Source organism: Terrabacter sp. FW104-15G4B (assembly GCF_058790095.1).
Map to the genome: position 1 here is coordinate 1 of NZ_JBYTCI010000002.1, position 26,668 is coordinate 26,668.

Here is a 26,668-nt window from a genome sequence, read left to right on the forward strand (position 1 = left end):
GGCGGGGGAGGCGGCGGCAACAGCGGCTACACCTTCGCCATGATCACCCACGAGACGCCGGGCGACACGTTCTGGGATCGCATCAAGGCCGGCGCGCAGCAGGCCGCCAAGGACACTGGCTCCACCTTGAAGTACTCCGCAGACCCGGACGCCAGCAAGCAGGCTGTGCTGATCCAGAACGCCATCGACTCCAAGGTCGACGGCATCGCGACGACGCTGGTGACCCCGGACGCGCTCATCCCCACGATCAAGAAGGCCCAGGCGGCCGGCATCCCGGTCGACACCTTCAACTCGGGCATCGACTTCTTCCAGAAGGCGGGGGCCCTGACGCACTTCGCCTCCAACGAGAAGCTGGCCGGTCAGCAGGCAGGCAAGCGGGCCGCCGCCGACGGCGCCACCAAGATCCTCTGCACCATCCAGCAGTCCGGGTCGGTGGCCCTGGAGGACCGCTGCGCCGGCGTGAAGGATACCTTCCCGAACACCGAGAACCTGCAGGTCAACGGCGCCGACGACGCTGCCGTCACCAGCGCCATCCAGGCCAAGCTGACCCAGGACAAGACGATCAACTGGGTCGTCACCCTCGGCGCGCCGCAGGCGCTCGACACGATCAAGGCGGCCCAGACTGCCGGAGCGAAGGTCAAGATCGGGACGTTCGACACCAACCCGGACGCGGCCCAGGCGGTGAGCGACGGCAAGATCGAGTGGTTCATCGACCAGCAGCCCTACCTGCAGGGCTACATGGCCATCACCCAGCTGTACCTGTTCAAGAAGAACGGCAACGTCCTCGGCGGCGGCCAGGCCGTGCTGACCGGCCCCTCCTTCGTCGATAAGTCGAACATCGCCCAGGTCCTCCCGTTCATCAAGCAGAACACTCGCTAACCGCCTCCAGGGGGTCGGGTCCGTCCAGATCTGTCTGGGCGACCCGGCCCCCGCCGAACAGCACTGGAGCTGTCATGAGTAGCACCCCCGTCAAAACCGACCCTTCGCCCCCCGCTCCTGCCGAGGCGTCCAACCGGGTCACCCTCGGCTGGTCGAACCGGCTGCTGGCACGACCCGAGATCGGCGCCCTCGTCGCCGCGGTGGTCATCTTCATCTTCTTCCTCATCGTCGCCCCGGCCTTCCGCACCCCGGCATCCTTCTTCACCGTCCTCTACCAGTCCTCGACGATCGGCATCGTGGCCGTCGGGGTCGGCATGCTGATGATCGGCGGCGAGTTCGACCTCTCCGCCGGAGTGCTGGTCACCACTGCGGGGCTCTTCAACGCGATGTTCTGTTACCAGCTCGGGATCAACCTGTGGGTCGGCGCGATCCTGTCGCTGGTGGTCTGCCTGGCGATCGGGTTCCTCAACGGCTACCTCGTCATGAGGACCGGCATCCCGAGCTTCCTCATCACCCTGGGCACGTTCTTCGTGCTGCAGGGTGCCAACCTCGGCGTGACCAAGCTCGTCACGGGATCGGTGTCCAGCCCGAACATCAACCAGATGGCCGGGTACGACTCCCTCAACTGGATCTTCGCCCACGAGTGGGAGATCGGCTCGGTCACGCTGTCGATCACGGTCATCTGGTGGTTCCTCTTCGTCGCGCTCGCCGCCTACGTGCTGCAGCGCACCAAGATCGGCAACTGGATCTACGCCGTCGGCGGCAACGCCGCCTCGGCTCGCGCGGTGGGTGTCCCCGTCACCCGGGTCAAGGTCGGCCTGTTCATGACCGTTGCCTTCCTCGCCTGGTTCGCCGGCATGCACTACCTGTACAACTACAACACGCTCCAAGCCGGCAACGGCGTGGGCAACGAGTTCCTCTACATCATCGCCGCGGTCGTGGGTGGCACGCTCCTGACCGGCGGCTACGGCAACGCCATCGGCGTGGCCATCGGTGCCTTCATCTTCGGCATGACCAGCCTCTGCATCGTGTACGCCGGATGGGACCCGAACTGGTTCAAGGCCTTCCTGGGCGTCATGCTCCTGCTCGCCGTGATGGTCAACCTCTACGTCAAGCGACTCTCGACCGCCCGAAAGGTGAGTTGACATGACCGACACCCTTCACGACCACGCCGATCGCGACCTGTACAAGGGCGAGCCGCTTGTCGAGATGACGAACATCGGCAAGACCTACGGCGCGGTCCGCGCGCTCAAGGGGATCAACCTGACCGTCAACGCCGGCGAGGTCACATGTGTCCTTGGTGACAACGGCGCGGGCAAGTCGACCCTCATCAAGATCATCTCCGGGCTGCACCCGCACAACGAGGGGACGTTGAAGGTGGACGGCAAGAAGGTCTCGTTCTCGTCGCCGCGCGACTCCTTGGCGCACGGCATCGCGACCGTCTACCAGGATCTCGCGGTCGTCAACCTGATGGAGGTCTGGCGCAACTTCTTCCTCGGCTCCGAGATGGTCTCGGGCGGGGCACCGTTCGCCCCGCTGAAGATCAACGACATGAAGCGAATCGCCGACGAGGAGCTGCGCAAGATGGGGATCGTCGTCAAGGACATCAACCAGCCCATCGGCACACTGTCCGGCGGCCAGCGCCAGTGTGTGGCGATCGCCCGCGCCGTGTACTTCGGCGCCCGCGTACTCATCCTCGACGAGCCGACCGCTGCCCTCGGCGTCAAGCAGTCGGGCGTGGTGCTCAAGTACACCGCCGCGGCCCGTGACGCGGGCCTGGGCGTCGTCTTCATCACGCACAACCCGCACCACGCGTACCTCGTCGGCAACCACTTCGTGATCCTCAAGCTGGGACAGGCCGTGCTCGACAAGAAGCGCGCCGACGTGGGACTCGACGAGCTGACCCGCCAGATGGCCGGCGGGGACGAGCTCGCCGAGCTCTCGCACGAGCTGCAGAAGTGAGCGAGGTGACGTCATGAGCGTCGCCGTCGCGCACCACACCCGCAGCTCGAGCGCGCTCGCGCTGGAGGAAGGAGCTCGCCAGGCGGCCTACCGCGGGACCGACCTCGTGGTCATCCACATCGTCGAGTCGCTCGACAACGACATCGCGGAGGCCAACCGGGCCGGCATCTCCGACGCCGTCGAGAAGGCTCTCGAGGCTACCTGCCTGCCCGACCTGCGGTGGGGCGTCCAGGTGGTGCCCGGCGGCCGCGACATCGCGGACGTCTCCAGCGCGATCCTGCGCACCGTCGGCGAGCTCGGACCCGACGTGCTCGTCATCGGAGCGCGTCGACGGTCCCCGGTGGGCAAAGCGTTCCTGGGCAGCGTTGCCCAGAACCTCATCCTCGATGCCGACATCCCGGTTCTCGTCGTCAAGAGCCCGAGATGACGACCCGGCAGACGATGCCAGGAGCGGGCGCTGCTCCGAACGCTCTGCTGCGTGCGTTGCACCGCTCGCTAGTCTGCGGCCATGCCCGAGCCCATTGACGTCCGCATCGACCGCGAGACGCCTATCCCGCTCTACCACCAGCTGGCCGAGCAGCTGAGTGCGGCGATCGCCAAGGGTCAGCTGCAGCCGGGCGACGCGTTCGAGAACGAGGTCGCGATGGCCGACCGTCTCGGCGTCTCGCGGCCGACGGTGCGGCGGGCCATCCAGGAGCTCGTCGGGCAGGGCCTGCTCCTCCGGCGGCGCGGTCTGGGCACAACGGTGGCCGGCCGGCAGATCCACCGGAGGGCCGAGCTGACGAGCCTCTACGACGACCTCCGACGCGAGGGCTCGGGGGACCCCCGCACGGAGGTACTCACTCACGAGCTGACGACGGCCGACGTCGCAGCCAAGGCCATGGGTCTGCCCGTCGACACTCCGTTGCTGCGCCTCGTCCGTCTCCGTCTCGACGGGGATCGGCCGCTCGCGATCCTCCGGAACTGGCTGCCGCCGGCCTACTCCGACCTGAGCCGCGACGAGCTCGAGCACAATGGCCTCTACGCACTGCTCCGTGCGCGCGGCGGCAAGCCGGTCGTCGCCCACCAGCGCATCGGCGCCCGACAGCCGTCCGCCTCTGAGCGCAAGCACCTGCACCTCACGCCGTCCCAGCCGGTCCTGACCATGTCACGCACTGCCTTTGACGCCGTCGGCGGCCCGGTCGAGTACGGCGACCACTGTTACCGCGCCCAGGACTACTCCATCGAGGTCATGCTCGACGAGCGCTGACCTGGCGCCGGGCAGTCCGTGGCGCCCCACCGGAAAGGTATGCCGTGTCGCCGCTCTCGTTGCCCGACTCCCTCCCTCCCCCGCGCCGTCCGTCGCCGTCGTCCGTGCCGAGCCTGCGGTGGGGCGTGCTCGGCACCGGGTGGATCGCAGACCGCTTCGTCACGTCCGTGATGACATCGACGACGCAGCAGGTCGTGGCCGTGGGGTCTCGTTCGCAAGGGTCCGCCGACGCCTTCGCAGCTCGAGCCGGAATCGAGAAAGCATTCGGTTCGGCTGACGGTCTCGTCTCGGACCCGGACGTCGACGTCGTCTACGTGGCGACGCCGCATCATCTGCACCGGCCAGGCGCGCTCCTGGCGGTGCGCGCCGGCAAGCACGTACTCGTCGAGAAGCCGTTGGGCCTGGATGCCTCTGAGGCTGAAGCGATCTCGTCGGCGGCAGCGGCTGCCGGCATCTTCTGCATGGAGGCGATGTGGTCGCTCTTCCTGCCGCGCTTCGACGTCGTTCGCCGTGTGCTCGACGCGGGACTCCTCGGCGACCTCCGCACGGTCATCGCCGACCACGGGGAGCGCTTCAGTCCGCCGCACCGCATCCTCGACCCGGCGATGGCAGGCGGGTCGCTGCTCGACCTCGGCACCTACGTCACGACGCTGGCGACGTGGGTGCTCGGACCGGCGCTGACAGTCCAGGCAGCCGGGGAGATGACCGCGTCCGGCGTGAACGGTCAGGCAGGCATGGTGCTGACCCATGCCAGCGGCGCGACGAGTGTCCTGCACTCGACGCTGCTCACGCGTACGCCCACGTCCGCGACCATCGCTGGGACCTCGGCCACGCTGACGCTGCCCGGACCGTTCTTCCAGCCGGGCGACGTCGTCGTCACGTCTGCCGACGCCTCACGCTCGGTGCGGTGGACCGACCCCGAACCGATCGGCCACGGGGCGCTCTACCACTGTGCCCTCGAGGTGGCCCGCTGCATCGGCGCCGGCGAGCTCAGCTCACCGCTGCACCCGCCCTCGTCCGTGCTTGCCAACATGCGGGCCCTCGACGAGGTCACCCGGCAGGTCGGCGTCGCTTACCACTAGTGGCGGGACGCTCGCGGCGACGGGGCCGCTCTCAGCGCACGAGCAGCGTGAGCGCCGACACGACCGTGGCGGCCAACACCGCCTGGTCGAACCGGGTCTGGCTCAGACGACGGGCCGTGTGGAGGCCGACCCACGTGCCGACCAGCACGAACGGCAGGAGCGCCAGCGTCCGCCAGAGCGTCTCGCTGCCGAAGAGGCCCAGTTCGACGCTGAAGGGCACCTTGCAGAGGTTGACGCCGAGGAAGAACAACGCGCTCGTGCCGAGGAACCGCCGCTTGTCGACTCCCTGAGCGACGAGGTAGAGCGTCATGACCGGGCCTGCGGCATTCGCGGTCATCGTGGCGAAGCCGGCGGCTGCCCCTGTGCCCACGGCAGCCGCTCGTGACGAGCCCACGCGGGCGGCGTCCGGCGTCCTCCAGGTCAGGACGAGCTGCAGTGCCGCGAGGAGGAGGAGCAGGCCGCCGATGGCGCGACGGAGCGTGCTGTCGTCGACGCGGGAGAGGAAGAGCGCGCCGAGGACCAGGCCCGGCAGGACGGCAGGGATCAGCCGCCGGAGCAGAGCGAGGTCGCCATCGCGGCGGTAGTGCCACACCGCGACGACGTCACCGACCAGGAGCAGCAGCAGGATCGCCGCCGTGGACTCCTTGGTGGGCAGCACCAGGGCGAAGATGACGACGGCGATGCTCGCGACACCGCCGATGGCGGTCTTGGCGAAGCCGATGAGCAGGGCGGCGACGGCCAGCAGCGCCAGAGCCGCGAGCGTCATCGCCTCTTCCTGCGCCGCCGGCTGGCCGAGGCGCACCTCATCGAGCCACGACGCCCTGGTCGGCTCGCTCCAAGACGTGGCGTGCGGTGGCGGCGGCGCGGGCGAGAGCCTCGCGGACCGGCTGGGCTCGATGCTCGTCGGAGAGGATCTCGACGCCCCATGGCCCGTTCCACCCGGCCTTGCGCAGCGCGCTGATCATGCCCGTGAGGTCGAAGACGCCTTCACCGCAGTAGCGGCGGCGGTGCACGGTGTCCTCGAACAGGGTCCCGACGATGTGCGCGTCGGCGTCGTTGAGCTCCACGCCGACGATGCGGTCCAGCGGGACGTCCGCGAGCTCGGAGGCCGGCGTCTGCGCGCGCGCGACGTGCCACGTGTCGATGATGACGCCACCTGCCGGGTGTCCGGAATCGACGACGAGCCGCAGACCGTCGCGCAGCGTCTTGACGTTGGACCAGGGGAAGAACTCCAGGCCCAGGCGTGCGCCGACGTCGGCGGCCTGGGCCGCCAGTGCGGCGAACCGAGCTGTCCACAGGTCACGGTTCCACGGGCCGTCGTCGCCATCGGGAGTGACCTTGAGGTGTCGTGCGCCGAGCGCCTCCGCGGCTTGGAGCAGCTCCTGGCGGACTCGATCCGACTCCACGCGGTGGCGCCCGTCGTCCCACCAGTACGGGATGCCCTCGAGCTCCAGGGGGGCGATCCCGTTGTCGGCGAGCAAGACGCGGATGCCATTGAGACCATAGGCCGCCACGGCCGCCGGGAGGTCGTCGGAGAGCAGCCCGAAGCCGCGGAAGCCGGCCGCTGACGCGGCTTCCACCCGATCGCGCAGGCTCAGCAGGCTGCGCACGTCGGACCGGTCGGAGGCAGCATCGCCGGCGCTGGTCCAGCAGGTTGCGAGCAGGTCATCAGGCTGTTGAGGCGCAGCAGTCCTCATGACTGCCGGACCTCGTCGAGCCGCACCGGACGGTGCTCTGCCAGGGACAGGGCAGCGGCCTCGGCGATGTGAGCGACGGCAAGGGCGTCATCGACCGTGCACGGCGACTGCCGTCGCCCGGCGACCACATCCGTGAAGGCTTGCAGCTCCGCCTGGAACGCGGCCGCGAGCCGGTCCATGAAGAACGTGGCGGCTGGCCCGGAAGGCCACGCTGCGCCGGGTTCGAGGTTGCGCAACGGGGTGGTGTCACTCCAACCCGCGGCGACGCTGTCGCCCGTCCCGTGCAGCTCCAGCCGGACGTCGTAACCGCGTGGGTTGTAGCGGCTGTTCGAGACGACCGCGGTCGCGCCGTCGTCGAAGGTCAGCACCGTGGCCGCTGTGGCCACGTCTCCGAGCTCGGCGAAGAAGTCCGCGCCCTTTGCGCTACCGGTGGCGTAGACCTCGACGACCTCTCGACCGGTGACCCAGCGGACGGTGTCGAAGTCGTGCACGCTGCAGTCCCGGAAGATCCCACCGGAAGCCGCGATGTACTCGCGCGGCGCAGGCGCCGGGTCCAGGGTGGTCGAGCGCACCGTGTGGACCCAGCCCAGCTCCCCCGACTCCACGGCCGCACGGGCCGCGCTGAAGGCCGGGTCGAAGCGGCGTGGGTAGCCGACCTGCACCGGTACCGCCCTCTGCCTCACGTAGTCAGCGATGGCCGCGGCCTCGGCCAGGTCGGCCGAGAGTGGCTTCTCGCAGAAGACCGGCAGACCGGCGTCGACCCCGGCCCGGATGAGCTGCGTGTGGGCGTTCGTGGCCGCAGCGATGACGAGGCCATCGATGCCGCTGTTGAGCAGGCTCTCCGGCGAGTCGGCCTGCTCGGCGCCCACCCGCTCTGCGACGGACAGAGTCGCTGCAGGCACGACGTCCGTCACGACGAGGGTTTCGACGGCGGGCAGCCGGGACAGGGTGTCGGCGTGGAACGAGCCGATCCTGCCGAGCCCGATCAGGCCAAGGCGCATGGGTTCTCCTCGAGAGGGGCTGGTGGCGCCATGACGTCGGCCCCAGGCCGCGGCTGCGCCCGAGGACGTCGTGGTCCCAGGTCGGTCACCTCAGCGTGGGGGCACCAGTGCCGTCGTGGCACCGTGCAGACCCCTCAATAACCCCTCAGCACCGCGGGGACGGCGAACTGGCTTCAACCTCAGTGGGCGTGGATCCGCGGAGGGATGTTGTAGGCCGTGACCACCTCGACGTTGGCCGAGACGGACGTGGGGGCGCCGGGCACCAGCCGGTGCGCCCGCATCACCTGGCGCACGCCGTTCCGCATGTCGGCGTGGAGGTCGTGGTTGAGGACGGCGGTGAGCACTCCCGAGTGCAGCAGGTCGAGGTTGTCCTCGTCCAGGTCGTGCCCGATGAAGACTGCGGGAGGACGGCCCGCGGCAGTGAACGCCCGGGAGATGGCCTGGTTGCCGCCCCCGACCGAGTAGACCGCGCACACGTTGGGCTGCTCGGCGACCAGGTCGGCCACGAGCGCCCCCATCGTCGCGTCGAGGCCGTCGCTGTCGGAGATCGTGTGGATGCGTCGACCGGGCGCGAGGCGCGAGAGCGCCGACGTGAAGGCGTCCGCCCGCTCCCGCTCGCCGAAGAAGAAGGACCGGCTCAGGGTCAGGAGCACGTCCCCGGACCGGTCGCCGAGGACCTGCGCCACCAGATAGGCGGCTGTGGCCCCTGCCGCGGCGTTGTCCAGTCCGACGTAGGCCACCCTCGCGCTGTCGCGCACGTCAGTGACGAGGGTGACCACGGGGATGCCGCGGCCGGCGAGCCGGTCGACGGCGGATGCAACAGTGGGGTCGTCAGGGGCCTTGAGCACCACACCGTGGCAGACGCGTCCGCGCCGACCCAAGGCGTCGAGCACCTCGACCGCGGCGGCGACATCGGCGTTCTCGCGCAGGTGGAAGCGCGCCCGGACCGCGGCTGGGCGCAGCGCGGGCAGCTCGTCCTCGAGTGCCGACCTCACAGCAGAGCTGAACCGCGACGGAGCCTGGATGACGACATCGAGCAGCAGCGTGCGCGCGGCGAGACGCAGCTGGGTCTGCTGGCGGTCCAGGTCGAGCACGGCCTGTTCGACCGCTCGTACCGCCCGCGCGCTCGCCCCTGGACGGCCGTGCAGCACGCGGTCGATCGTCGCCTCCGAGAGCCCCGACTGCTCGGCGATGTCCCGTACCCGGTGCGACCTGGGGCGCGCTTGGTCCATGCCTGCGAGCGTAGCTCCAGGCGCACTCCATGAGGTCTTTCTGAGGGCTTTCACCTCTTCGATGACAACGGTCCCGCGCGATCCTTGAGGCATCCCCGGCACCACACCGCAGCGTCGCAACGGCCCGCCCCGGTGACCGTCGTTCCTCCCGAGGAGGGCACCATGACCATGACATCGACCGGCTCGCGCCTGGACTGGATCCGTCCCGAGGACGCCCGGCTTCCAGACCTGCTCGCGGTGCTCGCCCAGCAGACCGAGCTCGCCGACTACCCGCACGCGACCCGCGTCGAGCAGGAGGTCCTCGTCTACGACTGGGCCACCCTGCGGCATACAGCCGGTGAGGACGCCACCCGCCGGGACGTCCAGGCCGAGCTGGCGCGTGCCCTGTCCGACGGCCCCGGGATCGTCGTGTTCGCAGGGGCTTTCGAGACCGCCTCGCTCGACCGCGCCACCGCGGCCTTCGAGCGGATGATCGCCGAGCAGCGCGCAAGCGGCGCGGCCGCCGGTGACCACTTCGCCAAGCCCGGCGCCAACGACCGGATCTGGAACGCCCTCGAGAAGTTCGCCGTCGCCGACCCCGAGGCCTTCGTCGGCTACTACGCCAACGACGGCGTCGCGCTCGCCGCGCAGGCCTGGCTCGGGCCCGGCTACCAGGTCACCTCGCAGCTCAATGTCGTCAACCCGGGCGGCGCCGGCCAGACCGTCCACCGCGACTACCACCTCGGCTTCCAGTCCGCCGAGACCTGCGCGACGTACCCGGCGCACGTGCACGCCCTCTCACAGGTGCTGACCCTGCAGGGCGCCGTCGCCCACGTCGACATGCCGGTCGAGTCGGGACCGACGCTCTACCTGCCGCACAGCCAGAAGTACTCGCACGGTTACGTCGCCTACCAGCAGCCCGAGTTCCAGGACTACTTCCTCGCCCACCATGTGCAGCTGCCGTTGTCGGCCGGCGATGCGGTTTTCTTCAACCCGGCGCTGTTCCACGCCGCCGGCACCAACCACACCACCGACGTGCGCCGGATGGCGAACCTCCTGCAGATCAGCTCGGCCTTCGGTCGAGCCATGGAGACCGTCGACCGGGCTCGGGTCGTCCAAGCTGTCTACCCCGCGCTCCTCGCCGCCCGGGCCGTCGGCATGACGCCTCGCGCGATCGCCAACGTCATCGCCTCGGCCGCGGAGGGTTACGCATTCCCGACCAACCTCGATCGCGACCAGCCCATCGACGGGATGTCGCCGCCAACCCAGGCCGAGATCGTGAACGAGGCCCTGGCCGACGGCTACCCTGCAGCTCACCTGACTGACCGACTGGCACGCCAGCAAGCGGCGCGAGGCAGCCACTGAACCGACCACGGCGCAATCCGGAACGGGCCGAGCAACGCCGATACCACGGCGCGCCCGGTAGTCCTGCAGTCCCGAGCTCATCAAGCGCTCTTACCTGCACCCGGAGAAACCCGATGGTGACGGCGCTGAAGTCCGCCGCGATTGCATACGCCCTCCCCCACATCGCTACAGGTGAGGCACGGGGCGCGCAAGATGCGCCATCCCGTGCGCAACTTCGCCACGCCTTCCCCATAGAACCTTCCGGCCGCGTCGTTTCCCCAGTCAGCGGCGCGCGCGTGCCTTCGGCAATCAACACCGCCGGATACCCGGCTACGAACATGGGAGAGGCCCTGATCGGCGTTTCCGCTGGTCAGGGCCCCTCGGGGTACTGGGTGGCAGGTGAAGGATTGGAACCTTCGTAACTGTCGCAACGGAATCACAGTCCGAGCAACGCGAGACGCTGATCAGCGCGGATTCATCGCACGCCGCAACTTCCGCACTGATTCCCCACAGACAGTCGACACCAGCCGATAACCATCGACGCGAACCGAACGCGCCTGGAGCGGAACGGAGCCGCTCTCGCTGCCCATTTCTAGCCGGTCGTTGTTTACCGGATCTGCCGAGAAGCGGACGTGCAGGAGCTTGAAGAACTCCAGAGGCATTGGCGCCTGCGCGGCCCTGGGCGGTGGGGACGGGACGGGCAGCTCAGCCTCCGTCGACCGTAACTGGTCGGCGTACGAGTCCGGCGACCTGGTCGTACGCGAGTCGGACCGCGGCCTTGTCCTGGGGGCTGGTCACGACGAGAGTGTGGGCCAGTTGCCACCCATCTGAGGCGCTCCTCGCTAGGCCGCCGCGGCCAGGGTCACACGCGCTTGCTCAACAGCTGCGAAGAGATCTTTTGCCGCAATGGGTCGCTATCTCGCATTCTGCCGGACCGATCCAGCCTTTGACCGGACGAGACTCCGGCGGCTGCCTACCGTCGAAGGGGTCAGGGAAACCAAAGAGGGGGTCACATGTTCCACAGGATCACAGCAGCGGTGGCAGTCGCCGCCGTAGCTCTGCTCGGCGCGAGCGCCTCAGCCTCGGGGGCACCGGGCGGAAACCTCTCCGGCGCGATCTTCACCACCGATGTCACCGGCGTGCCGGTGAACCTCAACCACTACCAGAACAAGCAGGACGTCTACCTCAACGGCGGGCCGGGGATCAACGCCCCGGTCAGCGCGGCGGGGCTCCCCGCTGGGACGTACTCCTACCAGGTCACGAACCCGAACGGCAAGGTCCTCCTGTCACAGGACGACGTCAGCTGCCGCCAGTTCACGGTCGACGGGTCGGGCCGGATCGCGACGGTGATCGCCACCAGCCCCTGCACGACCGGGGCCCACGTGCAGAGCACCGACCTGGAGGACCTCGGGCGGACGGTCCAGCTGTATCCGTTCGCCGACACGCCGAACCCGGGCGGGGTCTACAAGGTCTGGGTCTCCCAGACGTCCGACCTCAACTGCAACGCACCGGGCAACAAGAACTGCTTCGTGCCGAGGTACAGCAAGACCGACAACTTCAAGGTCAAGGCCAACGCGATCGTCGAGCTCGACACGCGCTTCTGGCGGCCGGGCTCGGACACGCCGCTACTTGGAATGGCGGCGGGATGGGTCGACACCAACGGCGCGAGCAACGTCAAGTTCTCCGAGTACAACCCGGCGATCCTCGCCTACAACGAGGCCCACGTCGAGGCGGTCGAAGAGGGCACCCACACGGTGACCGTGTCGAACCAGGCAGGGTGCACCATCGACCGCGTGGTCGGCCCGCGCGGTGAGACCTACAAGAACGGGTCGGGAAAGTACTCCGTATCCGTAGCCGTCGCACCCTCCAACGCGGGTGACGACACCACGTACCGCGTGGAGGTCTTCTGCAAGTAAGGACCTCGGCAGGTCAGGTGACGGCGGGCGGGGGCCCGCCGTCATCCACGTGCCTCACCAGTCGCCCGTCGGCGCCCCGACCGCGGCTCCCCTGTCCAAGTCGAGCGAGAAAGTCCCGGTCCCGCTGCTCCGCCAGCGCAGCGGCCTCGCCGTTGAAGGCCGCGGCGCTGGCGTCGGCGAAGAGGTGGCCGCAGCCCGGGTAGGTGAAGAGCTAGCCGTCGTCAGCCGCAGCGACGATGGACCGCGCCGCGTCACGTCCCCCTCGTCGATGAAGAACTCATCGGCCTTACCGCCGTGAATCTGCACCGGGACGCCTTCCAGCCAGTCGGGCGCGAAATCCCTGTTTACCGGATTTGCCGCGCGGAGGACGTTGGGCCGAGCCTGTCGCGCGGTGCATGTGGGGCCTCACCTTGCAAATGATCTGACTCTGGAGGAGCACGCACGGCGGAGACCAGGAGACTTCGGCGCCCCCAAGCAACAGGCGGACATGTGGCTCAGCTCCGACGGGACCAGAACATGAATCGCGAGGAGAGTTGCATTGCCGGGGTCACAGGTTCCTCCGCCTCCTGCCAAGGGAACTCACTCCGGTACTCGTCGAGAGACTTCTGCGTCTTGTCGAAGTAGTCAGGATCGACTAACCACCGGGCCACGATGCCGTTCATCACCCGAACATCAGTCGACGGGATGTAGGTCCGCCACTCGGCGCGCTCATCAAGGAAGATCTCCGTCATCAGCATTCCCAGGTGAGGGCTCACCCCCATGGCAAGCACTCGGGCAAAATGCAGGTTCCGGATGGTGTCCTGATGCACGTCCGTAACCCGCTGCCCCTCGCGATTGCGGGGCGCCTGGTCGGCCAGACTGCGTGTGCCCTGCGAAAGCATCTCGGCGAGCCGCTCCCTCTGCCGGAATGTTCGCTCGCGCTGCCATTGCCCTCGAGTCGTACTCCATGAGGCCAGCGCGGTCAGCCCGCCCCCGACCACCGCCCCTGCTACAGCGCCCCAGAAGGCAATCCAGCCCGCAGCCAGTGCCGAATCCATGGGCGCATCTTGCCGGAATGGACGGACACGGTCTCTGCACAGAGCCCGGTCCGTCCGCCAACGACTACCGCACATGCCGCCGATCGGTCGTGCCGATGAGCGCTCCTCGGGAGCCGTGAGTGGAAGCACATGGGCTCAGGCTTCGCCATGTGCGGGCAGTTCATAACCGTGGTCGGCCAGGTAGCCACGCAGGGACAGCATCGCGAATCCGGGTTTCGCCCTGAGGAGCGGCACGAGATCGATGACCGATCGCGAGCGGTTCATCAGATCCGCCACGGGGATCGCGACAACCTCATGAAGCCTCGCGGCTAACTCGTCCTCGGCCATTCGCCTGCTCGTCTCGACGTCCAGCAGGCTGATGCCCGGCAAGTCGATGGTGGTTTCGCCGTCCGGTCGGAGCCACTCGATGTCTGGGATGGCCCCGGTGCGTTCGGCCCTCAGCGTGAGCAGGCACTGGTGTGCCGGGCGGAACTTGCCTGCCGGAACGTCTGGGTCCCAGCCGAGGTTGAGGTAACAGTCACCGCCGCCCCACGAGGATCTTTGGAGATTTACGACCTGGTAGTCGGAACCGGAGGAAGTGCGGAACCAGTTGAGACCTCGTTTACGAAAACCGAGCGGCTTGAGGGCACCGGCGAGCGTGCGCTCGGCCAATCCGGCTACGTCCATAAGCGCAGCCTGTCAGAGCTCCATGGCTGGACTCGTTGCCGCGCCGAGAAGCTCCTCTGTCCCAGGTCGCGACGCCGTCGGACGTCCCGTCATGCCGCCAGTCGTGACCTGCCCGTCACGAGTGCGACGAATCCTGAGTCGACAGTTTGTTGAGGTCGCGTTTGCAGAATCCGTGGTGAGCCCATTCCTCGTTGAGCACGGTGCCCAGGCATTGCCGCACTGTCCGCCCCTTGGCGTACGGGGGCCATCTGTCGTCGTCGGGGACCGGCGCGGTCTGCCCGAGCTGATCAGGCGTGACCGCGGCCAGCCACGTCTCGATCTCCATGGCTTTCCGGTTCCGTACGGCGAGCACCTCGTCGAGGCTCGGTTGGGCGGACGAGTCGAGCCCGCTCTCCTCTTGGTTCATGACCAAGGGTGGACCCAGCCCCATGGCTGTGAACGGCTCAGTGAGCCCGAGCACGCAGCGTCGGAACCAGGAGTCGTGCACGAAGACCAGGTGACGCAGGGTTTCGACCATCGACCACTCGCCGTCGACGCCATGATGTTCGCTGTTCTCGGGCATGGACCGGACTTGCTCCGTGGTCGTGGCCCATTCGTCCCGGAGTTGCCGCCAGGCCTCTCGCAGGTCGTCCGGCTGATCGGAGCGGATCAGCAGCCGTACCGGGTGACGGCAGTCGAGCTCCGCCTCGACGTACGGCATCACCTCGACCCCGTTGACCACGAGATTGGTTACCAGGCCGTCGATCTCGGCGTCCTGCATGACCACGCCGACCATCCGCGCTCTACTCAGGTCGCATTCGCGGAACTCTGCGCCGGTGAGGTCCTCGTCGTCGAAGCGTCGCATCCAGACAGACTAGGTCGCTCCGCACACCCCACGCCCGGTCTGCCGCGTGTGGACTACCTCGTGGTCATCGAAGGGACCAAGCTGGGCTGAAGCGCACGTCCGCACGTAGCCGCGGCGCGGGCATCCCTATCGACGTCGGTATCGCTTCACGACCGCCTGAATCTGCAGGGCCGCCCCGGCGTTGCGCGATCTCACCGAGGGAAGCGGTCCCGGCACATCCGTGAAGGCCGAGACACCCGAGACACCTATTTCTCGACCGGAATGCAGACGGACGCGCACCCCGCCACTGTCGACCACACGATCGACCTGCGACCACTCCAAGATGTACGTCCGGGCCAGGTTGGCGATAACCAGGCCGTCGCCCGATACATCCAAACGCATGCGCCAGTTGCGCATAGTCACGACAGGGCCCAAGACCACGGCCAAGGGACTAAGCCAGGACAGCAGGCCTCCCGCGACGAATGCCGCCCCGGACAGCATGAGCGCGAATGCAGCCAGCAGCACCGTGGTCAGGACGCGGAGAGCCGTCGGTTGCCTCATCACCAAAGCGGCTGCCACGCCAACATTATCGGCGGCCAGATCGTCGTCCGCGGAATGGAGGAGCCGCGCGCCCCCTAGCGACCGGATCATCCGCAACTGCCGCCGAGCGTGCCGCGCCGAGGCCTTGCCGCTGTGCGCGTCTTACGGCGGGCTTGTGTGTCAGTGTTTCGCTCGTGACCATCGCCGACCTGCTTGAACGACTTCCTTCTCCAGACCGCTTGCGTGAACTGTCCGTCGCTCTCGCCGTCCTCGACGTCGCGATGAGCCCTCAAGACGACCGGGAGGATCGCTACTTCCAGTTCGATCCGCGCGACACCTCCGGGGTCGCGTTGGCCAGCATGGACAACGGTTCAGGCGACCGCTACTACATCGCCTTCAGCGGAGACGCAGTGTTCGGTTGGGGATTCGCGCATGAGTCCCCCATGAGCCCCCTCACACGAACACCTGTCTCGCTGTGGCCTGGCCTTCTCGACGGCATGCCGGCTGAGTTTGAACCTCTGACGCGGGACGCCCGTTTCCAGATCGCCGACACCTTCGTGGCTACGACGGCCTTCTGGTCCGAGGGGGGATACGCGTGGCGCACGGGGTCCGCCACACCCCGGACGGACGACCCGGACGCTGACGGCGCCGAAGAACTCTTCGAGCTGATCCTCAACGACAGCCCCCAAGCGTTCGCGCGCTTCGCCCAGGACTACCTCGAGATGGACCCCAGCGAAGCAGCGATCAGCGCCGTCTACACATCACACCCGCTCGACCCCCAGATCCTCGCGAAACTCAACGCCGACGCCGACTACGACGACGTCAGCGAGCAGGCGCGTGCGCTGGGGCTTTCCGCGCCGTAAGCAACATCCGGACATGCCGCGGACGGGACGTCCGATCTTGCCGCAAGCTGCGCGGCTCTGTACCCAGCTCAGGCCGCGCGTGCAACCTTTCAGTGCCCACAGGTGTCGAACCATCGTGACGCCAGACTCGCTGCGCCGGCTCCTGATCATGACCGCCCTGCTGCTCCCCGCGTATGCCGCGACGGCCTGCGCGGCGCCGGCACCGGCCACACCCGTGACATTCCATAAAGGACTTATGGCGGGGGGGCGACTCGACCTCGATCACATTGGCCGCCGAAGCATGCCAGCGAGAGCCCTACAACTCACGCATCTTCGAAACTGCCAAGCAAGTACGGGTTGCACTGAGTGCCGTACCGCCGGTAGGCGATGCTGCGCCGGCGTGCAGTGACCTGGTCGTCGTGCGACTCAGCCGGCCGGTAGGCGACAGGATTCTGGTGGACGCCAGCACCGGCCGCCAGACGCCTCTCGTCAAAGGAGGCGTCGGCGCCAAGACCTAGATTCCCGGGTGGGCCGGCGCTCGCGCCAGACGACTAGTGACGAACGTCCGGAAGTGCCGCCGTAGCGCGGTCGTGCCGATGGGCGGACGCGGGGTAGTCCGGCTCAGGACAGGGAGGCGCCTTGATCCGGCACGCGCAGAGGGGCCGCGGCCTAGGGTTGCGCTCATGGATGCGGATCAGCCCGACACCAACACCAAAGTGCAGGAACAGATAGACGATCTGCGTTCGCGCGCCGATGCAGCCGACGAGCGGGCTTCCGCGAGTGAATCCCGCGCCGACAAGGCTGAGTCGCGCGCTGATGACAGCGGCACCCGGGCGGATGCGGCTGAATGCCGGACGGACGCGGAAGGCGAGCGTGCAAAGGATGACCGTCGCAGGATCGCAGAGGTCGAGGGCCGACTCGACGTCCACGAGGAGATGATTGCCGAGCTCCAAGCCGAAGGGCTCATCAGCAGTAAGCAGGCAGCGCAGCTAGACATTGCCCTACAGACCGCCCGCACGATCGGTGCCGCCGTTGGGATTGTCATGACTCTGTTCCGTGTCAACGAAGCGGGGGCCTTCGCGATCCTGAGGAAGGCAAGCCAAGACAGCAACCGCAAACTGCGGCTGGTGGCTCAAGAGGTCGTCCTGACGGGCGATGTTCCTAGACTGCCTGACCGACACGGGCACTGAGGGGGACGCACTCATATGCCGCTCTGCGGGCGAACGCCCGACCATGCCGCGGACAGGTCGTGCCACGGGGAATGGTCCTACAGCGGGGCGAGCTCTGCGGGCGGCGCGGTTGGGCCATACTCCGAGTCGTGAACAGGGCACGCCGACGGGGGCCGGCACGGCGTAGGGCGGGTTGGGCCGTCAGCGGCTTCTGGTGCTTGGCGATGATCGTGCTTGTCGCGGGCGTCGGCGATGCCCTCAGCGACGACGCGCGGTTCATGGCCCTACTCGTCGGACCAGGTCTCGCCGCCATCACCGTGACGCTGACTCTCGGCAGACCTGAGCTTCCGTCCTGGGTGTTGTGGTCTGGCCCGTGGAGCGACAGACCGGCTGCCCCCCGACTGTTGAAGCCATGTCTGCCCGGGGTGCTGGCTGCGATCGCTGTCGCCGCGAGCGCGTACGTCGGGGCAGGGTGGTCGCTGCTGCGTGCAGCCGCGCAGGGTCCGCGCCTTCAGCCGAGTGCGGCCAGTTCGTCTCTCGACGGGAACTTGCCCCTGATCGGCGCCGTGGTGGGGGTCCTCGCCGGGTGCCTCTTCGTGATGGTCGTGATGCTGCCGGCCGGCGCAGCGCTGAATGCGCGGCGGGAATGGAAGACCGATAGGCCCGAGGCCTTGCGCCTGCTCGCCTTTACGGGCTCCTGCCTTGGGTTCTGGACCGCCGCAGTGGGCGTCATCGTGGCCGATCCGACACCGATCCAGATGAGCACCGATCCCGAGTCAGGCTCGCTCGCGCGCAGGAGTGCCGACCTCCAGCTCTTGGTCAACGTGCTGGTCGGGGGTTCCCCGCAGGCACCCGTCTGGGCAGCCGGCGCCTGGATCGCCAGGACCGGGATCGTGCTACTCCTGGCCTCGCTGATCACTTACTGGCTACCCCGGTGGAAGCCGACCGGCAAGAAGGCAGACTGACGCGTGTCCCGGGCTCACTGCGCTACAGGTTGCAACGTCCCCTTCTGCTGCCGGGCGGGCGTGCCATCGTGGACTGGCGATTCGCCGTGGCCCTCCCGTGTGGTTGCGTTCGATCGGCCATCACGGGCGCCAGCGGGCCTCCATCGGCCCCGGCATCAGCGACTATTCCTACCGAGGCGTGCCTGGACCGCGAAGCGGGCGCAGGCGATGACGAGTAGGCCGGCGAGCGTGGTCGGCCTGGCGCGCACCGCTAAGCGCACCGGATCCCTCTCGTGGCACTGCGCGCCCACGGCAGGGCATCGATCCTCGAGGCCACGGCGCGCCCCGGGTGCCAGGTGGGCTGGGCGACGCTGGCGGCTATCGGTGAGGTGGAGTCCGCCCACGGGACGATCGCCGGAACTCGTCTGCTGCAGGACGGGCGTACCTCCCGGCCGATTGTCGGCCCGGCGCTCGACGGCGAAGGCGGGGTGGCTGCGATCCGGCCCGACCCGGACGGAGAACGCGTACACGGTGACGACACCTGGGAGCATGCCATCGGTCCGATGCAGTTCCTTCCCGGCTCCTGGCGCACCTTCGGCGCCGACGCGGACGCGGACGGCGTCGCAAAACGCGGGTGTAACGCCCGTGGATGGAGCTCGTCGACGCGACTGCAGCGTGCAGATTGCAGCAAAAGACCAGCCCCCGTGATGCTTCACGGGGGCTGGTCGTGCCCGGCTGGCCCACCGTGTGGTTGCGGTTCGGGGTGGGTCCAGGGCCGGGGGTCTGAGAGGTGATCTTCGCGACCACGTGTGACACGGTCCTGACTCGGACAGAACCGGCAATCAGGCTTGATGTGATCTCCGTCGCAGCGCCGCCAACGTCATACACCTTCGCCCTGCAAGCCTGACGTTGCTGCCCTCGTTCGACGCGGACGTCGCGTTTTGCCGCTGTCCGAGCGATCGTGCCGAATAGCGGACGTACGTCCGCAGCATCCGGCCTCTGGTGTGCGGCGGCTTGGGCGTCGCCGGTCCGAAGCCACCGAAGCTTCTGTCAAAGACCAGTGCTGGTTCAGGGTCGCTGCTGGTCGGCAGGTGCGTTGTAGGTGGGGATCGTCTCGCTGATGGCCCAGCTGGCGAGCAAGGCAAGCGCGTCGTGGGTTGGGGTGCCGGGCTCGGGGAGGTACGTGACGAGGCTGGTGCTGCCGCGCGGCTCGAGTGGCAGTGACTCGAAGGGCAGGTCGAGGTCACCGACGACTGCGTGGTGCAGCTTCTTGACGCCCGTGTTGTGGATGCGGACGTCGTGAGCCGCCCAGCGGAGTCGGAAGTCCTCGCTGCGGGTGGACAGCTCACCGATCAGGTCGAAGAGCCCTCGGTCGTAGGGGCTGCCCCCCGCTTCGGCACGCAGCAGGGCGACCGTGTCGTTCGCGACGGTCTCCCAGTCGCGGAAGAGGGCCGCTGCCTGTGGGTCGAGGAAGACGAGGCGGGCATTGTTCACCGACTGGCCGGTGTCGTACCAGGGCGAGAACAGCGCGCGGCCAAGGCTGTTGGCGGCGAGCACGTCAAGGCGTCCGTTCAGGACGACTGCCGGCACAGTTGGCATCGCCTCGAGCAGGCGTTGGATGGTGGGGCGAACACGAGTGGGCGCCGGCGGGCGCCGTTTCACGGCGCGCGCTGGCGCGCCGGCGGTGCGAAGCAGATCGAGCAGGTGAGCTCGTTCGGCGTCGTCGAGGCGCAGCGCGTGGGCGATCCCGTCGATGACGCTCTCCGAGACGCCGGCGGCGTCGCCGCGTTCGAGCCGGATGTAGTACTGCGGGGAGACTCCGACCAGAAGGGCGGCCTCCTCCCGTCGCAGCCCGGGCACCCGGCGGCGGTTATCGCCGTAGGTCGGCAGGCCGGCCTGTTCGGGCGTGATCCTGGCTCGACGGGTGCTGAGAAACTCCCGGATCTCAGCCCTGACGGTCTCTCGCGGGCGCGGGTCCGGTGCAGTCACATCGTCCACTGTAAGAGGCCCTCAGACGGGATGGGGGTCCCTGTCAGTGGCTCCCACGCCAGGGACTGCCACACCTGCGCGTGCGCTGGTTCTCTGGTTGACGGCGCCTCATCCGAGGTGCACATCGAAGATCCTTCCCAGGAAAGCGCGGCAGCAATGACCGAACAGACCCAGACCACCGAGACCATCCCGGCCGCCAACGCGGCCGCCCAGCCGAACGAGAAAAAGGTCTGGTTGGTGACCGGCGCGGGCCGCGGCCTGGGCGTCGACATCGCCGAGGCCGCCTTGGCCGCCGGCTACGCGGTGGTGGCCACCGCCCGCGACGTCGAGAGCATCACCCGGGCCCTGGGCCAGCACGACGACCTGTTGGCGGTCGCCCTCGACGTCACCGACCCCGCCGCTGCCGAGGCCGCGGTCACAGCGACCGTCGAGCGGTTCGGGCGCCTCGACGTCCTGGTGAACAACGCCGGCAACTTCCAGGCCGGGTTCTTCGAGGAGATGAGCCCGGACGCGTTCCGCTCGCAGATCGAGACCACCCTCTTCGGACCGGTCAACGTCACCCGCGCGGCCCTGCCGCAGCTGCGGGCCCAGCGCTCCGGCCTGGTGATGACGATCTCCTCGACCGCCGGCATCGCCTCCACCGGTTACTTCCTGACCGCCTACGCCGCGTCCAAGTTCGGGGTCGAGGGCTTCATGGAGGGGCTGGCCTCCGAGATCGCCCCGTTCGGGATCCGCACCATGCTGGTCGAGCCCGGCTTCTTCCGCACCGAGCTGCTGACCCCGCAGTCCACGCAGTACGCGCAGCCGTCCATAGCCGACTACGCCGAGCGCACCGCCGCGACCACCGAGGCGTGGCAGGGCATGGACGGGAAGCAGGGCGGTGACCCGGCGAAGCTCGCCGCCGCCCTCGTGCAGCTCGCCGCGCGCGAGCAGCCACCAACACGGTTCGCCGCCGGCGCCGACGCCGTCGAGCTCTTCGAGACCAAGGCCCGAATCCTCCTGGCCCAGGCCGACGCTCACCGCGAGCTGTCCTGCAGCCTCGCCCACGACGACGCCTGAAGACGCCTGAACAGGACTCGCAGCTGTCAGAAGGCTCCTGGTGGTGCATGCGAACATGCCGCCGAGCGGTCCTGCCGATGAGCGCGCGTTTCGTCTGCGTGCGGCTCCTCCGGCGCAGGCCCACGTCCGGCCCCTGCAGCGGTGGAGACTGCTGGCGCGGACTCGGCCGGCGGGGTTGGACCATTCGCTGCGCCAGCATTCTCCTGCGCGGTCAGCGGTCGATCATCTTCTGCATGGCCTCGGGATAGCGGTCGCCCTGGACCTGCACGCTCGCTGATGCGCGGTCGAGCTCTGCGAGGTCATCCGCCGAGAGTTCGAGGTCCACCGCCTCGAGGTTCTCGTCGAGGCGCTCGAGTCGCCGGGTCCCCGGGATCGGGACGATCCACGGCCGCTGGGCGAGCAGCCAGGCGAGGGCGACCTGACCGACCGTGGCGCCCTTGCGCTCGGCGACCGCCTTGATGAGGTCGACGAGGGCGAGGTTTGCCTCGAGGGCCTCCCGCTCGAAGCGTGGGAGCGAGGAGCGGATGTCTCCCTCGCCGAACTTCGTGGAAGCGGTGACCTGACCGGTGAGGAAGCCGCGTCCGAGCGGGCTGAAGGGCACGAACCCGATGCCGAGCTCCTCGAGTGCGGGCAGGATCGCCTCCTCGGGTTCGCGCCAGAACAGCGAGTATTCGCTCTGCAGGGCGGTGACCGGCTGCACGGCGTGGGCGCGGCGGATGCTCTCGGCGCCGGCCTCGGACATGCCGAAGTGGTGCACCTTGCCGGCCTCGATGAGCTCCTTGACGGTGCCGGCGACCTCCTCGATCGGGACGTCGGGGTCGACGCGGTGCTGGTAGAGCAGGTCGATCGCGTCGGTCCGCAGACGCCGCAGGGACCCGTCGACGGCGGCGCGGATGTTCTGGGGCCGGCTGGTGACGCCGGTCTGTGCGCCGTTCTCGTCGAAGGCGAAGCCGAACTTGGTCGCGATGACGACCTGGTCGCGGACGGGTTCCAACGCCTCGCCGACGAGGTCCTCGTTGTGGAAGGGGCCGTAGACCTCGGCGGTGTCGAAGAAGGTCACGCCGCGCTCGACGGCGGCGCGCAAGAACGTGATCATCTCCTCGCGTGGGGGTCGGGGCCCGAATGACTGGCTCATGCCCATGCAGCCGAGGCCGAGGGCGGAGACCGTCAGTCTTTGGCTGCCGAGGGTGCGTGTCTGCATTGCTGTTCTCCTTGGGTGCGATCTGGTCGGGGGTCGTCGCGGCTATCAGGGGTTGCTGACGGTGAGCAGGGACTTGATGGCACGGCGTTCGTCCATGGCGGCGTAGGCGTCGGCGACGTGGTCGAGGTCGGTGCTGTAGTCGAAGACGAGGCCGGGGTTGATTCGTCCGGCGAGGACGTCCTCGAGCAGTTCGGGGATGTACTGGCGGGCGGGCGCGACGCCGCCCTTGATGCCGATGTTCTTCCAGAACAGCGTCTTGTACTCGAACTGCTCGTAGAGGGGGACCCCGACGGCGCCGATCATGCCGCCGGCGCGGGTGATGCCGGCGCAGGTCTCGATGGACAGGTCGGTGCCGACGCACTCGAGGGCTGCGTCGACGCCGGCCCCGTCGGTCAGGCGAAGGACGGCCTCGACTGCCTCGTCGCCGCGTTCCTCGACGATGTCGGTGGCGCCGAACTCCTTGGCCACGACCTGCCGTGCGGGGTTGCGGCTCAGGGCGATGATCCGGGTGGCGCCGAGCTTCTTGGCGCCCATGACGGCGGAGAGCCCGACGGCGCCGTCACCGACCACGGCCACGGTGTCGCCCGGCTTGACGCCAGCGCTGACGGCCGCGTGGTAGCCGGTGCAGGCCACGTCCGACAGGGCGGTGAACGACGCGAGCTGTGCCTCGGTGAAGCCGCCCTCGGGCGGGTTGGGAACCTTGACGAGGGTGGCGTCAGCGAACGGGGCGCGGACCTTCTGGCCCTGGCCGCCGTCGGTGTCGCCGTTGCCGAACGCGCCGCCGTGAACGCAGTTGGACTGGAAACCGGCCTGGCAGGCCGGGCAGGTGCCGTCGTTGTAGGTGAACGGGGCGATGACGAAGTCGCCGTCGGCGAGGTCCTTCACGTCCGGGCCGACGGTCTCGATGACGCCGATGAACTCGTGGCCGATGCTGCCGACCTTGTGCGGGTTGATGCCGCGGTAGTACCAGAGGTCCGAGCCGCACACGCAGCCGCGCACGACGCGGACGATGGCGTCGGTCGGGTCCTGGATGCGGGGGTCGGGGCGCTGTGCGACCTCGACGGTGTTCTTACCTTTGAAGATGGCTGCCTTCACGGCGGGGTCTCCTCGAGTGGGGGTGTGCAGGACTGCCGGTGAGTCCGGTGGTCAGGCGGGGTGGACTTCGAGCGTGGCCGACCGTGGGCCGGTCTCCTCGAGGTGGTCGACGATGCTGGCGTAGTGGCCGTACTTGGCGCGGTAGCCCGCGTCGGCGGCGGCCAGGTCCGCGTCGTCGTCGACGTGGGTGAACGTGACGTCGTGGGCCACGCCTCGGGCGGTGAGTGGTCCAGCCCCGGTGTCGGTAGCGGCCCGGTACCAGGCGGCGCCGGGTCCGTTGGTCGATCGGATGAACACGCGCTGGCCGTTGGTGACGACCCAGATGATGCGTGGACTGCGCAGGCTCCCGTTCGCACGTCGCGTGGCCAGGTGCACCTCCTCGGCCGAGGCCAAGGTGCGCAGGGCCTGGCTGGACCAGTCAGACATGGCGCTTCCTCTCTGCGGGGACGATGACCGTTAGGGCGACGACGAGCGCGACCGCCAGCAGGCCGCTACCCCAGGTCAAAGCGGTGGATACCCGATCGGTCAGGTCGGTCACGGAGGCGGAGGCGGCGACCAGAACGGCCAGGCCAGCTGCGGTACCGAGCTGGTGGGCGGTGTTGACCAGGCCGCTGGCCGCGCCAGCGTCGGCGGCGCTGGCACCGGCGATACCGAGGCTGGTCAGTGGCGCGAAGGCCAACCCTTGACCGGCGCCGATGAACGCCATCGGCACGGCCACACCGGTCAGGTAGACGCTCGTCTGGTCGACCTGCGCCAGCCACGCCATGCCGGCCATGGTTAGGGCGATGCCGGCAACCAGAAGGGCGCCGTTGCCGAAGCGGGTGGTCAGCCGCGGGACGGCGGTCGCGACGGCGAAGTTCATGGCCGTCATGGGGAGGAACCCGAGACCGGCCTGGAAGGCGGTGAACCCGAGCACGCCCTGCATCAGCTGGGTGGTGAAGAAGAAGAAGCCCATCATCGCCCCGAGGTACAGGGCGCGGGCGGCGTAGGCGCCCCACCGGCGGCGGTCGGCGAACAAGCGCAGCGGCATGATCGGCTGATCGGCCCGCCGCTCGTGCATGACGAGCGCGACGAACAGCGCGGCGGACATGATGAGTGAGCCCAGCACGGCCGCAGAGGCCCAGCCGTGCTCGACGGACTCGAGCACCCCGAACACCAGGGACCCCACCGCGAGGGTGGCGCCGAGGGCGCCGGCGACGTCGAAGCGACCACGCCCGCGCTCGACGGCAGGCAGGTAGCGCGGCGCCAGGACGGCCATCGCGATGCCCAAGGGGACGTTGATGAAGAACCCGGCGCGCCAGGACACCCACTGGGCGGCGGCGCCACCGACGAGCATGCCCACGCTGGCACCGATGCCAGCGGTCGCGGCATACCAGGCCACCGCCTTGTTGCGCTGCGGCCCAGCGGGGAAACTGGCGGTGAGCAGGGACAGGGCGGACGGAGCGACGATCGCCGCGCCGATGCCCTGGATCCCGCGGGCCCCGATGAGCCACCACCCGGTCGGCGCGACACCGACGAGGAACGAGGCCGCGATGAACACCGCCAAGCCGGCGATGAAGACGCCCCGGCGCCCGAGCAGGTCGCCAAGTCGGGCGCCGAGCAGCAGCAGGCCGCCGAACACGAGGGTGTAGGCGTCCTGCACCCACGAGAGCCCAGCCGCGTCGAGATGCAGGGCGGTGGCGATGGAGGGCAGCCCGGTGAAGATGACCGAGTTGTCGAGCAGGATGAGGAAGTAGCTGACCAGGACGATCGTCAGAATGGCGCGGGGGTGCGCTGGGCCGGTGGCTTCCGTGCGTGGCGCGGTCGCTGTCGAGGCTTTCGGGGAGGTGGCTGTCGTGGTCACGCTTCAAGGGAACGGCACCGGTGGGCCTCTCAACAGGCCCTGTCGAGAGGGGTACTGACAGGGCCTGCCACGTCGCCCGCCGGGCCGTACCGTGAAAAGCGTGACCGCCAAGACCGACCTGCGCGACTTCCTCACCACCCGCCGCGCCAAGCTCGCTCCCGACCAAGCGGGGCTACCCGTGTACGGCGCCAACCGCCGCGTGACCGGGCTGCGCCGGGAAGAGGTGGCTCTGCTCGCCGGTATCAGCGTCGAGTACTACACCCGGCTCGAGCGCGGCAGCGTCGGCGTCGTGTCCGACAGCGTCCTGGACGGCATCGCCCACGCGCTGCAGCTCGACGACGCCGAACGCGACCACCTGCACCGCCTCGTCCGCACCCTGTCCACTCCGCGCAGCAAGCAGACGCCGCGCCGGACCCCGGCCAAAACCCGGGTGCGCCCGGTCATCCAACGGATCCTCGACCAGATGCCAATGCCGGCCTACCTGCGCAGCGGCCGGTTCGACGTCCTCGCCGCCAACGACCTCGGCCGCGCCCTCTACAGCCCGCTGTACGAGCAGGCCGGACCGGGCAGGACCCCGAACAGCGCCCGGTACACCTTCCTGGACCCGCACGCCGGTGACTTCTTCATCGACTACGACAGGACCGCCAACGACTGCGTCGCGTTCCTGCGCGCCGAGGCCGGCCGCGACCCGTACGACAAGAACCTCACTGACCTCATCGGCGAGCTATCCACCCGCAGCGAGGACTTCCGCCTCCGCTGGGCGGCGCACGACGTGAAGTACCACCGCACCGGCCGCAAACGCCTCCACCACCCCCTGGTCGGGGACATCGAGCTCGACTACGAAGCGTTCGAGCTGGCCGGCGACCCCGGTCAACGTATCAACGTCTACACCGCGCCACCCGACAGCGCCGCCGACGAGGCCCTACACCTGCTGGCCAGCTGGACACTCCAACAAGCCCCACCCGCGACAGCAACCACAGCCGACGAGGCGCCGTCCAACAGCTGACCCCCGAACTACTCACCACGGGCGCACAACGGGTGCAACGCCCTGTCATCAGCTTGAGCGTTTACCGGATCTGCCGCAATCCGCGCGCGTTTCTGAGGGTGCTGGCCCCTTAG

At 68.7% G+C, this 26,668-nt stretch carries 26 protein-coding genes; 13 read left to right on the top strand and 13 right to left on the bottom strand.

The window, feature by feature from the left end; all coding sequences use genetic code 11:
* From AC3WRT_RS01830 to AC3WRT_RS01855, 6 genes are all read left to right on the top strand, one after another.
* Positions 1-879: substrate-binding domain-containing protein (locus AC3WRT_RS01830; RefSeq protein ID WP_492718447.1), on the top strand; the 879-nt coding region annotated here is incomplete at its 5' end.
* Positions 880-953: 74 nt separating this feature from the next.
* Entirely contained in the window at positions 954-2,024 is a 1,071-nt protein-coding gene (locus AC3WRT_RS01835; protein ID WP_492718449.1) for an ABC transporter permease, read from the top strand.
* A 1-nt stretch (position 2,025) separates the two neighbouring features.
* Positions 2,026-2,841 carry an ATP-binding cassette domain-containing protein gene (locus AC3WRT_RS01840; RefSeq protein WP_492718451.1) on the top strand — a complete coding sequence of 272 codons (816 nt, stop codon included), beginning with the start codon at positions 2,026-2,028 and terminating at the stop codon, positions 2,839-2,841.
* Between the two features lie 13 nt (positions 2,842-2,854).
* Positions 2,855-3,268, top strand: coding sequence for a universal stress protein (locus AC3WRT_RS01845; RefSeq protein WP_492718453.1), 414 nt, complete (start codon positions 2,855-2,857; stop codon positions 3,266-3,268).
* Positions 3,269-3,349: 81 nt separating this feature from the next.
* Complete coding sequence (locus AC3WRT_RS01850; RefSeq protein WP_492718455.1) at positions 3,350-4,090, top strand: GntR family transcriptional regulator; 741 nt, start codon at positions 3,350-3,352, stop codon at positions 4,088-4,090.
* Positions 4,091-4,194: 104 nt separating this feature from the next.
* On the top strand, positions 4,195-5,172 hold the full coding sequence (locus AC3WRT_RS01855) for a Gfo/Idh/MocA family protein (protein WP_492718457.1): 978 nt from the start codon (positions 4,195-4,197) through the stop codon (positions 5,170-5,172).
* 31 nt (positions 5,173-5,203) lie between these two features.
* Here the strand turns inward: AC3WRT_RS01855 and AC3WRT_RS01860 are convergent, their stop codons facing one another.
* From AC3WRT_RS01860 to AC3WRT_RS01875, 4 genes are all read right to left on the bottom strand, one after another.
* Entirely contained in the window at positions 5,204-5,938 is a 735-nt protein-coding gene (locus AC3WRT_RS01860; RefSeq protein WP_492718459.1) for a sulfite exporter TauE/SafE family protein, read from the bottom strand.
* Positions 5,939-5,975: 37 nt separating this feature from the next.
* Positions 5,976-6,869, bottom strand: a complete 894-nt coding sequence (locus AC3WRT_RS01865) for a sugar phosphate isomerase/epimerase family protein (RefSeq protein ID WP_492718461.1) — start codon at positions 6,867-6,869, stop codon at positions 5,976-5,978.
* Complete coding sequence (locus AC3WRT_RS01870; protein ID WP_492718463.1) at positions 6,866-7,870, bottom strand: Gfo/Idh/MocA family protein; 1,005 nt, start codon at positions 7,868-7,870, stop codon at positions 6,866-6,868. The genes AC3WRT_RS01865 and AC3WRT_RS01870 overlap by 4 nt, the downstream gene beginning before the upstream one ends.
* A gap of 179 nt (positions 7,871-8,049) precedes the next feature.
* The gene (locus AC3WRT_RS01875; protein ID WP_492718465.1) at positions 8,050-9,102 is read right to left on the bottom strand and encodes a LacI family DNA-binding transcriptional regulator; all 1,053 of its coding nucleotides are present in this window, start codon (positions 9,100-9,102) and stop codon (positions 8,050-8,052) included.
* A gap of 162 nt (positions 9,103-9,264) precedes the next feature.
* On the opposite strand from AC3WRT_RS01875, the gene AC3WRT_RS01880 reads away from it, so the two are divergent.
* Positions 9,265-10,446, top strand: a complete 1,182-nt coding sequence (locus AC3WRT_RS01880; RefSeq protein ID WP_492718467.1) for a phytanoyl-CoA dioxygenase family protein — start codon at positions 9,265-9,267, stop codon at positions 10,444-10,446.
* Positions 10,447-11,438: 992 nt separating this feature from the next.
* A complete protein-coding gene (locus AC3WRT_RS01885; protein WP_492718469.1) occupies positions 11,439-12,341 on the top strand; it encodes a hypothetical protein in 903 nt (300 codons plus the stop codon).
* 494 nt (positions 12,342-12,835) lie between these two features.
* On the opposite strand, the gene AC3WRT_RS01890 is transcribed toward AC3WRT_RS01885, so the two are convergent.
* From AC3WRT_RS01890 to AC3WRT_RS01905, 4 genes are all read right to left on the bottom strand, one after another.
* Complete coding sequence (locus tag AC3WRT_RS01890) at positions 12,836-13,378, bottom strand: hypothetical protein (protein WP_492718471.1); 543 nt, start codon at positions 13,376-13,378, stop codon at positions 12,836-12,838.
* A gap of 135 nt (positions 13,379-13,513) precedes the next feature.
* On the bottom strand, positions 13,514-14,044 hold the full coding sequence (locus AC3WRT_RS01895; RefSeq protein WP_492718473.1) for a DUF4304 domain-containing protein: 531 nt from the start codon (positions 14,042-14,044) through the stop codon (positions 13,514-13,516).
* A gap of 115 nt (positions 14,045-14,159) precedes the next feature.
* Entirely contained in the window at positions 14,160-14,888 is a 729-nt protein-coding gene (locus AC3WRT_RS01900; protein ID WP_492718475.1) for a DinB family protein, read from the bottom strand.
* A 126-nt stretch (positions 14,889-15,014) separates the two neighbouring features.
* Positions 15,015-15,446: a PH domain-containing protein gene (locus AC3WRT_RS01905; RefSeq protein WP_492718477.1), complete on the bottom strand. Its 432-nt coding sequence runs from the start codon at positions 15,444-15,446 to the stop codon at positions 15,015-15,017.
* A 155-nt stretch (positions 15,447-15,601) separates the two neighbouring features.
* Here AC3WRT_RS01905 and AC3WRT_RS01910 point away from each other — a divergent pair, with 155 nt between their 5' ends.
* The 3 genes from AC3WRT_RS01910 (at position 15,602) to AC3WRT_RS01920 (ending at position 18,383) form a co-directional block, all read left to right on the top strand.
* On the top strand, positions 15,602-16,270 hold the full coding sequence (locus tag AC3WRT_RS01910; RefSeq protein ID WP_492718479.1) for a hypothetical protein: 669 nt from the start codon (positions 15,602-15,604) through the stop codon (positions 16,268-16,270).
* Between the two features lie 662 nt (positions 16,271-16,932).
* Positions 16,933-17,439 (top strand): ANTAR domain-containing protein, encoded by a 507-nt coding sequence (locus tag AC3WRT_RS01915; protein ID WP_492718481.1) that lies wholly within the window; start codon positions 16,933-16,935, stop codon positions 17,437-17,439.
* A 203-nt stretch (positions 17,440-17,642) separates the two neighbouring features.
* A complete protein-coding gene (locus AC3WRT_RS01920; RefSeq protein WP_492718483.1) occupies positions 17,643-18,383 on the top strand; it encodes a hypothetical protein in 741 nt (246 codons plus the stop codon).
* Between the two features lie 1,047 nt (positions 18,384-19,430).
* Here the strand turns inward: AC3WRT_RS01920 and AC3WRT_RS01925 are convergent.
* A complete protein-coding gene (locus AC3WRT_RS01925; RefSeq protein WP_492718485.1) occupies positions 19,431-20,351 on the bottom strand; it encodes a helix-turn-helix transcriptional regulator in 921 nt (306 codons plus the stop codon).
* Between the two features lie 156 nt (positions 20,352-20,507).
* On the opposite strand from AC3WRT_RS01925, the gene AC3WRT_RS01930 reads away from it, so the two are divergent.
* Positions 20,508-21,410, top strand: a complete 903-nt coding sequence (locus AC3WRT_RS01930; RefSeq protein ID WP_492718487.1) for an SDR family NAD(P)-dependent oxidoreductase — start codon at positions 20,508-20,510, stop codon at positions 21,408-21,410.
* 211 nt (positions 21,411-21,621) lie between these two features.
* Here AC3WRT_RS01930 and AC3WRT_RS01935 read toward each other — a convergent pair whose 3' ends face one another.
* Genes AC3WRT_RS01935 through AC3WRT_RS01950 form a run of 4 tightly spaced genes read right to left on the bottom strand, consistent with a single transcriptional unit; the run spans position 21,622 to position 25,549 of the window.
* Positions 21,622-22,611: an aldo/keto reductase gene (locus tag AC3WRT_RS01935; RefSeq protein ID WP_492718489.1), complete on the bottom strand. Its 990-nt coding sequence runs from the start codon at positions 22,609-22,611 to the stop codon at positions 21,622-21,624.
* A gap of 45 nt (positions 22,612-22,656) precedes the next feature.
* Positions 22,657-23,706 carry a zinc-dependent alcohol dehydrogenase family protein gene (locus tag AC3WRT_RS01940; protein ID WP_492718491.1) on the bottom strand — a complete coding sequence of 350 codons (1,050 nt, stop codon included), beginning with the start codon at positions 23,704-23,706 and terminating at the stop codon, positions 22,657-22,659.
* 51 nt (positions 23,707-23,757) lie between these two features.
* A complete protein-coding gene (locus AC3WRT_RS01945; RefSeq protein ID WP_492718493.1) occupies positions 23,758-24,132 on the bottom strand; it encodes a DUF2255 family protein in 375 nt (124 codons plus the stop codon).
* Positions 24,125-25,549, bottom strand: a complete 1,425-nt coding sequence (locus AC3WRT_RS01950; protein WP_492718495.1) for an MFS transporter — start codon at positions 25,547-25,549, stop codon at positions 24,125-24,127. The genes AC3WRT_RS01945 and AC3WRT_RS01950 overlap by 8 nt, the downstream gene beginning before the upstream one ends.
* A 100-nt stretch (positions 25,550-25,649) precedes the next feature.
* On the opposite strand from AC3WRT_RS01950, the gene AC3WRT_RS01955 reads away from it, so the two are divergent.
* Positions 25,650-26,555 carry a helix-turn-helix transcriptional regulator gene (locus AC3WRT_RS01955; protein ID WP_492718497.1) on the top strand — a complete coding sequence of 302 codons (906 nt, stop codon included), beginning with the start codon at positions 25,650-25,652 and terminating at the stop codon, positions 26,553-26,555.
* Positions 26,556-26,668: the final 113 nt, after the last annotated feature.

Excerpts from the sequence above, each read along its gene's own strand:
- AC3WRT_RS01835 (WP_492718449.1), top strand. The coding sequence starts at position 954 with ATGAGTAGCACCCCCGTCAAAACCGACCCTTCGCCCCCCGCTCCTGCC.
- AC3WRT_RS01840 (WP_492718451.1), top strand. The coding sequence starts at position 2,026 with ATGACCGACACCCTTCACGACCACGCCGATCGCGACCTGTACAAGGGC.
- AC3WRT_RS01845 (WP_492718453.1), top strand. The coding sequence starts at position 2,855 with ATGAGCGTCGCCGTCGCGCACCACACCCGCAGCTCGAGCGCGCTCGCG.
- AC3WRT_RS01850 (WP_492718455.1), top strand. The coding sequence starts at position 3,350 with ATGCCCGAGCCCATTGACGTCCGCATCGACCGCGAGACGCCTATCCCG.
- AC3WRT_RS01860 (WP_492718459.1), bottom strand. The coding sequence starts at position 5,938 with ATGACGCTCGCGGCTCTGGCGCTGCTGGCCGTCGCCGCCCTGCTCATC.
- AC3WRT_RS01865 (WP_492718461.1), bottom strand. The coding sequence starts at position 6,869 with ATGAGGACTGCTGCGCCTCAACAGCCTGATGACCTGCTCGCAACCTGC.
- AC3WRT_RS01870 (WP_492718463.1), bottom strand. The coding sequence starts at position 7,870 with ATGCGCCTTGGCCTGATCGGGCTCGGCAGGATCGGCTCGTTCCACGCC.
- AC3WRT_RS01875 (WP_492718465.1), bottom strand. The coding sequence starts at position 9,102 with ATGGACCAAGCGCGCCCCAGGTCGCACCGGGTACGGGACATCGCCGAG.
- AC3WRT_RS01880 (WP_492718467.1), top strand. The coding sequence starts at position 9,265 with ATGACCATGACATCGACCGGCTCGCGCCTGGACTGGATCCGTCCCGAG.
- AC3WRT_RS01885 (WP_492718469.1), top strand. The coding sequence starts at position 11,439 with ATGTTCCACAGGATCACAGCAGCGGTGGCAGTCGCCGCCGTAGCTCTG.
- AC3WRT_RS01890 (WP_492718471.1), bottom strand. The coding sequence starts at position 13,378 with ATGGATTCGGCACTGGCTGCGGGCTGGATTGCCTTCTGGGGCGCTGTA.
- AC3WRT_RS01895 (WP_492718473.1), bottom strand. The coding sequence starts at position 14,044 with ATGGACGTAGCCGGATTGGCCGAGCGCACGCTCGCCGGTGCCCTCAAG.
- AC3WRT_RS01900 (WP_492718475.1), bottom strand. The coding sequence starts at position 14,888 with ATGCGACGCTTCGACGACGAGGACCTCACCGGCGCAGAGTTCCGCGAA.
- AC3WRT_RS01915 (WP_492718481.1), top strand. The coding sequence starts at position 16,933 with ATGGATGCGGATCAGCCCGACACCAACACCAAAGTGCAGGAACAGATA.
- AC3WRT_RS01920 (WP_492718483.1), top strand. The coding sequence starts at position 17,643 with ATGATCGTGCTTGTCGCGGGCGTCGGCGATGCCCTCAGCGACGACGCG.
- AC3WRT_RS01930 (WP_492718487.1), top strand. The coding sequence starts at position 20,508 with ATGACCGAACAGACCCAGACCACCGAGACCATCCCGGCCGCCAACGCG.
- AC3WRT_RS01935 (WP_492718489.1), bottom strand. The coding sequence starts at position 22,611 with ATGCAGACACGCACCCTCGGCAGCCAAAGACTGACGGTCTCCGCCCTC.
- AC3WRT_RS01945 (WP_492718493.1), bottom strand. The coding sequence starts at position 24,132 with ATGTCTGACTGGTCCAGCCAGGCCCTGCGCACCTTGGCCTCGGCCGAG.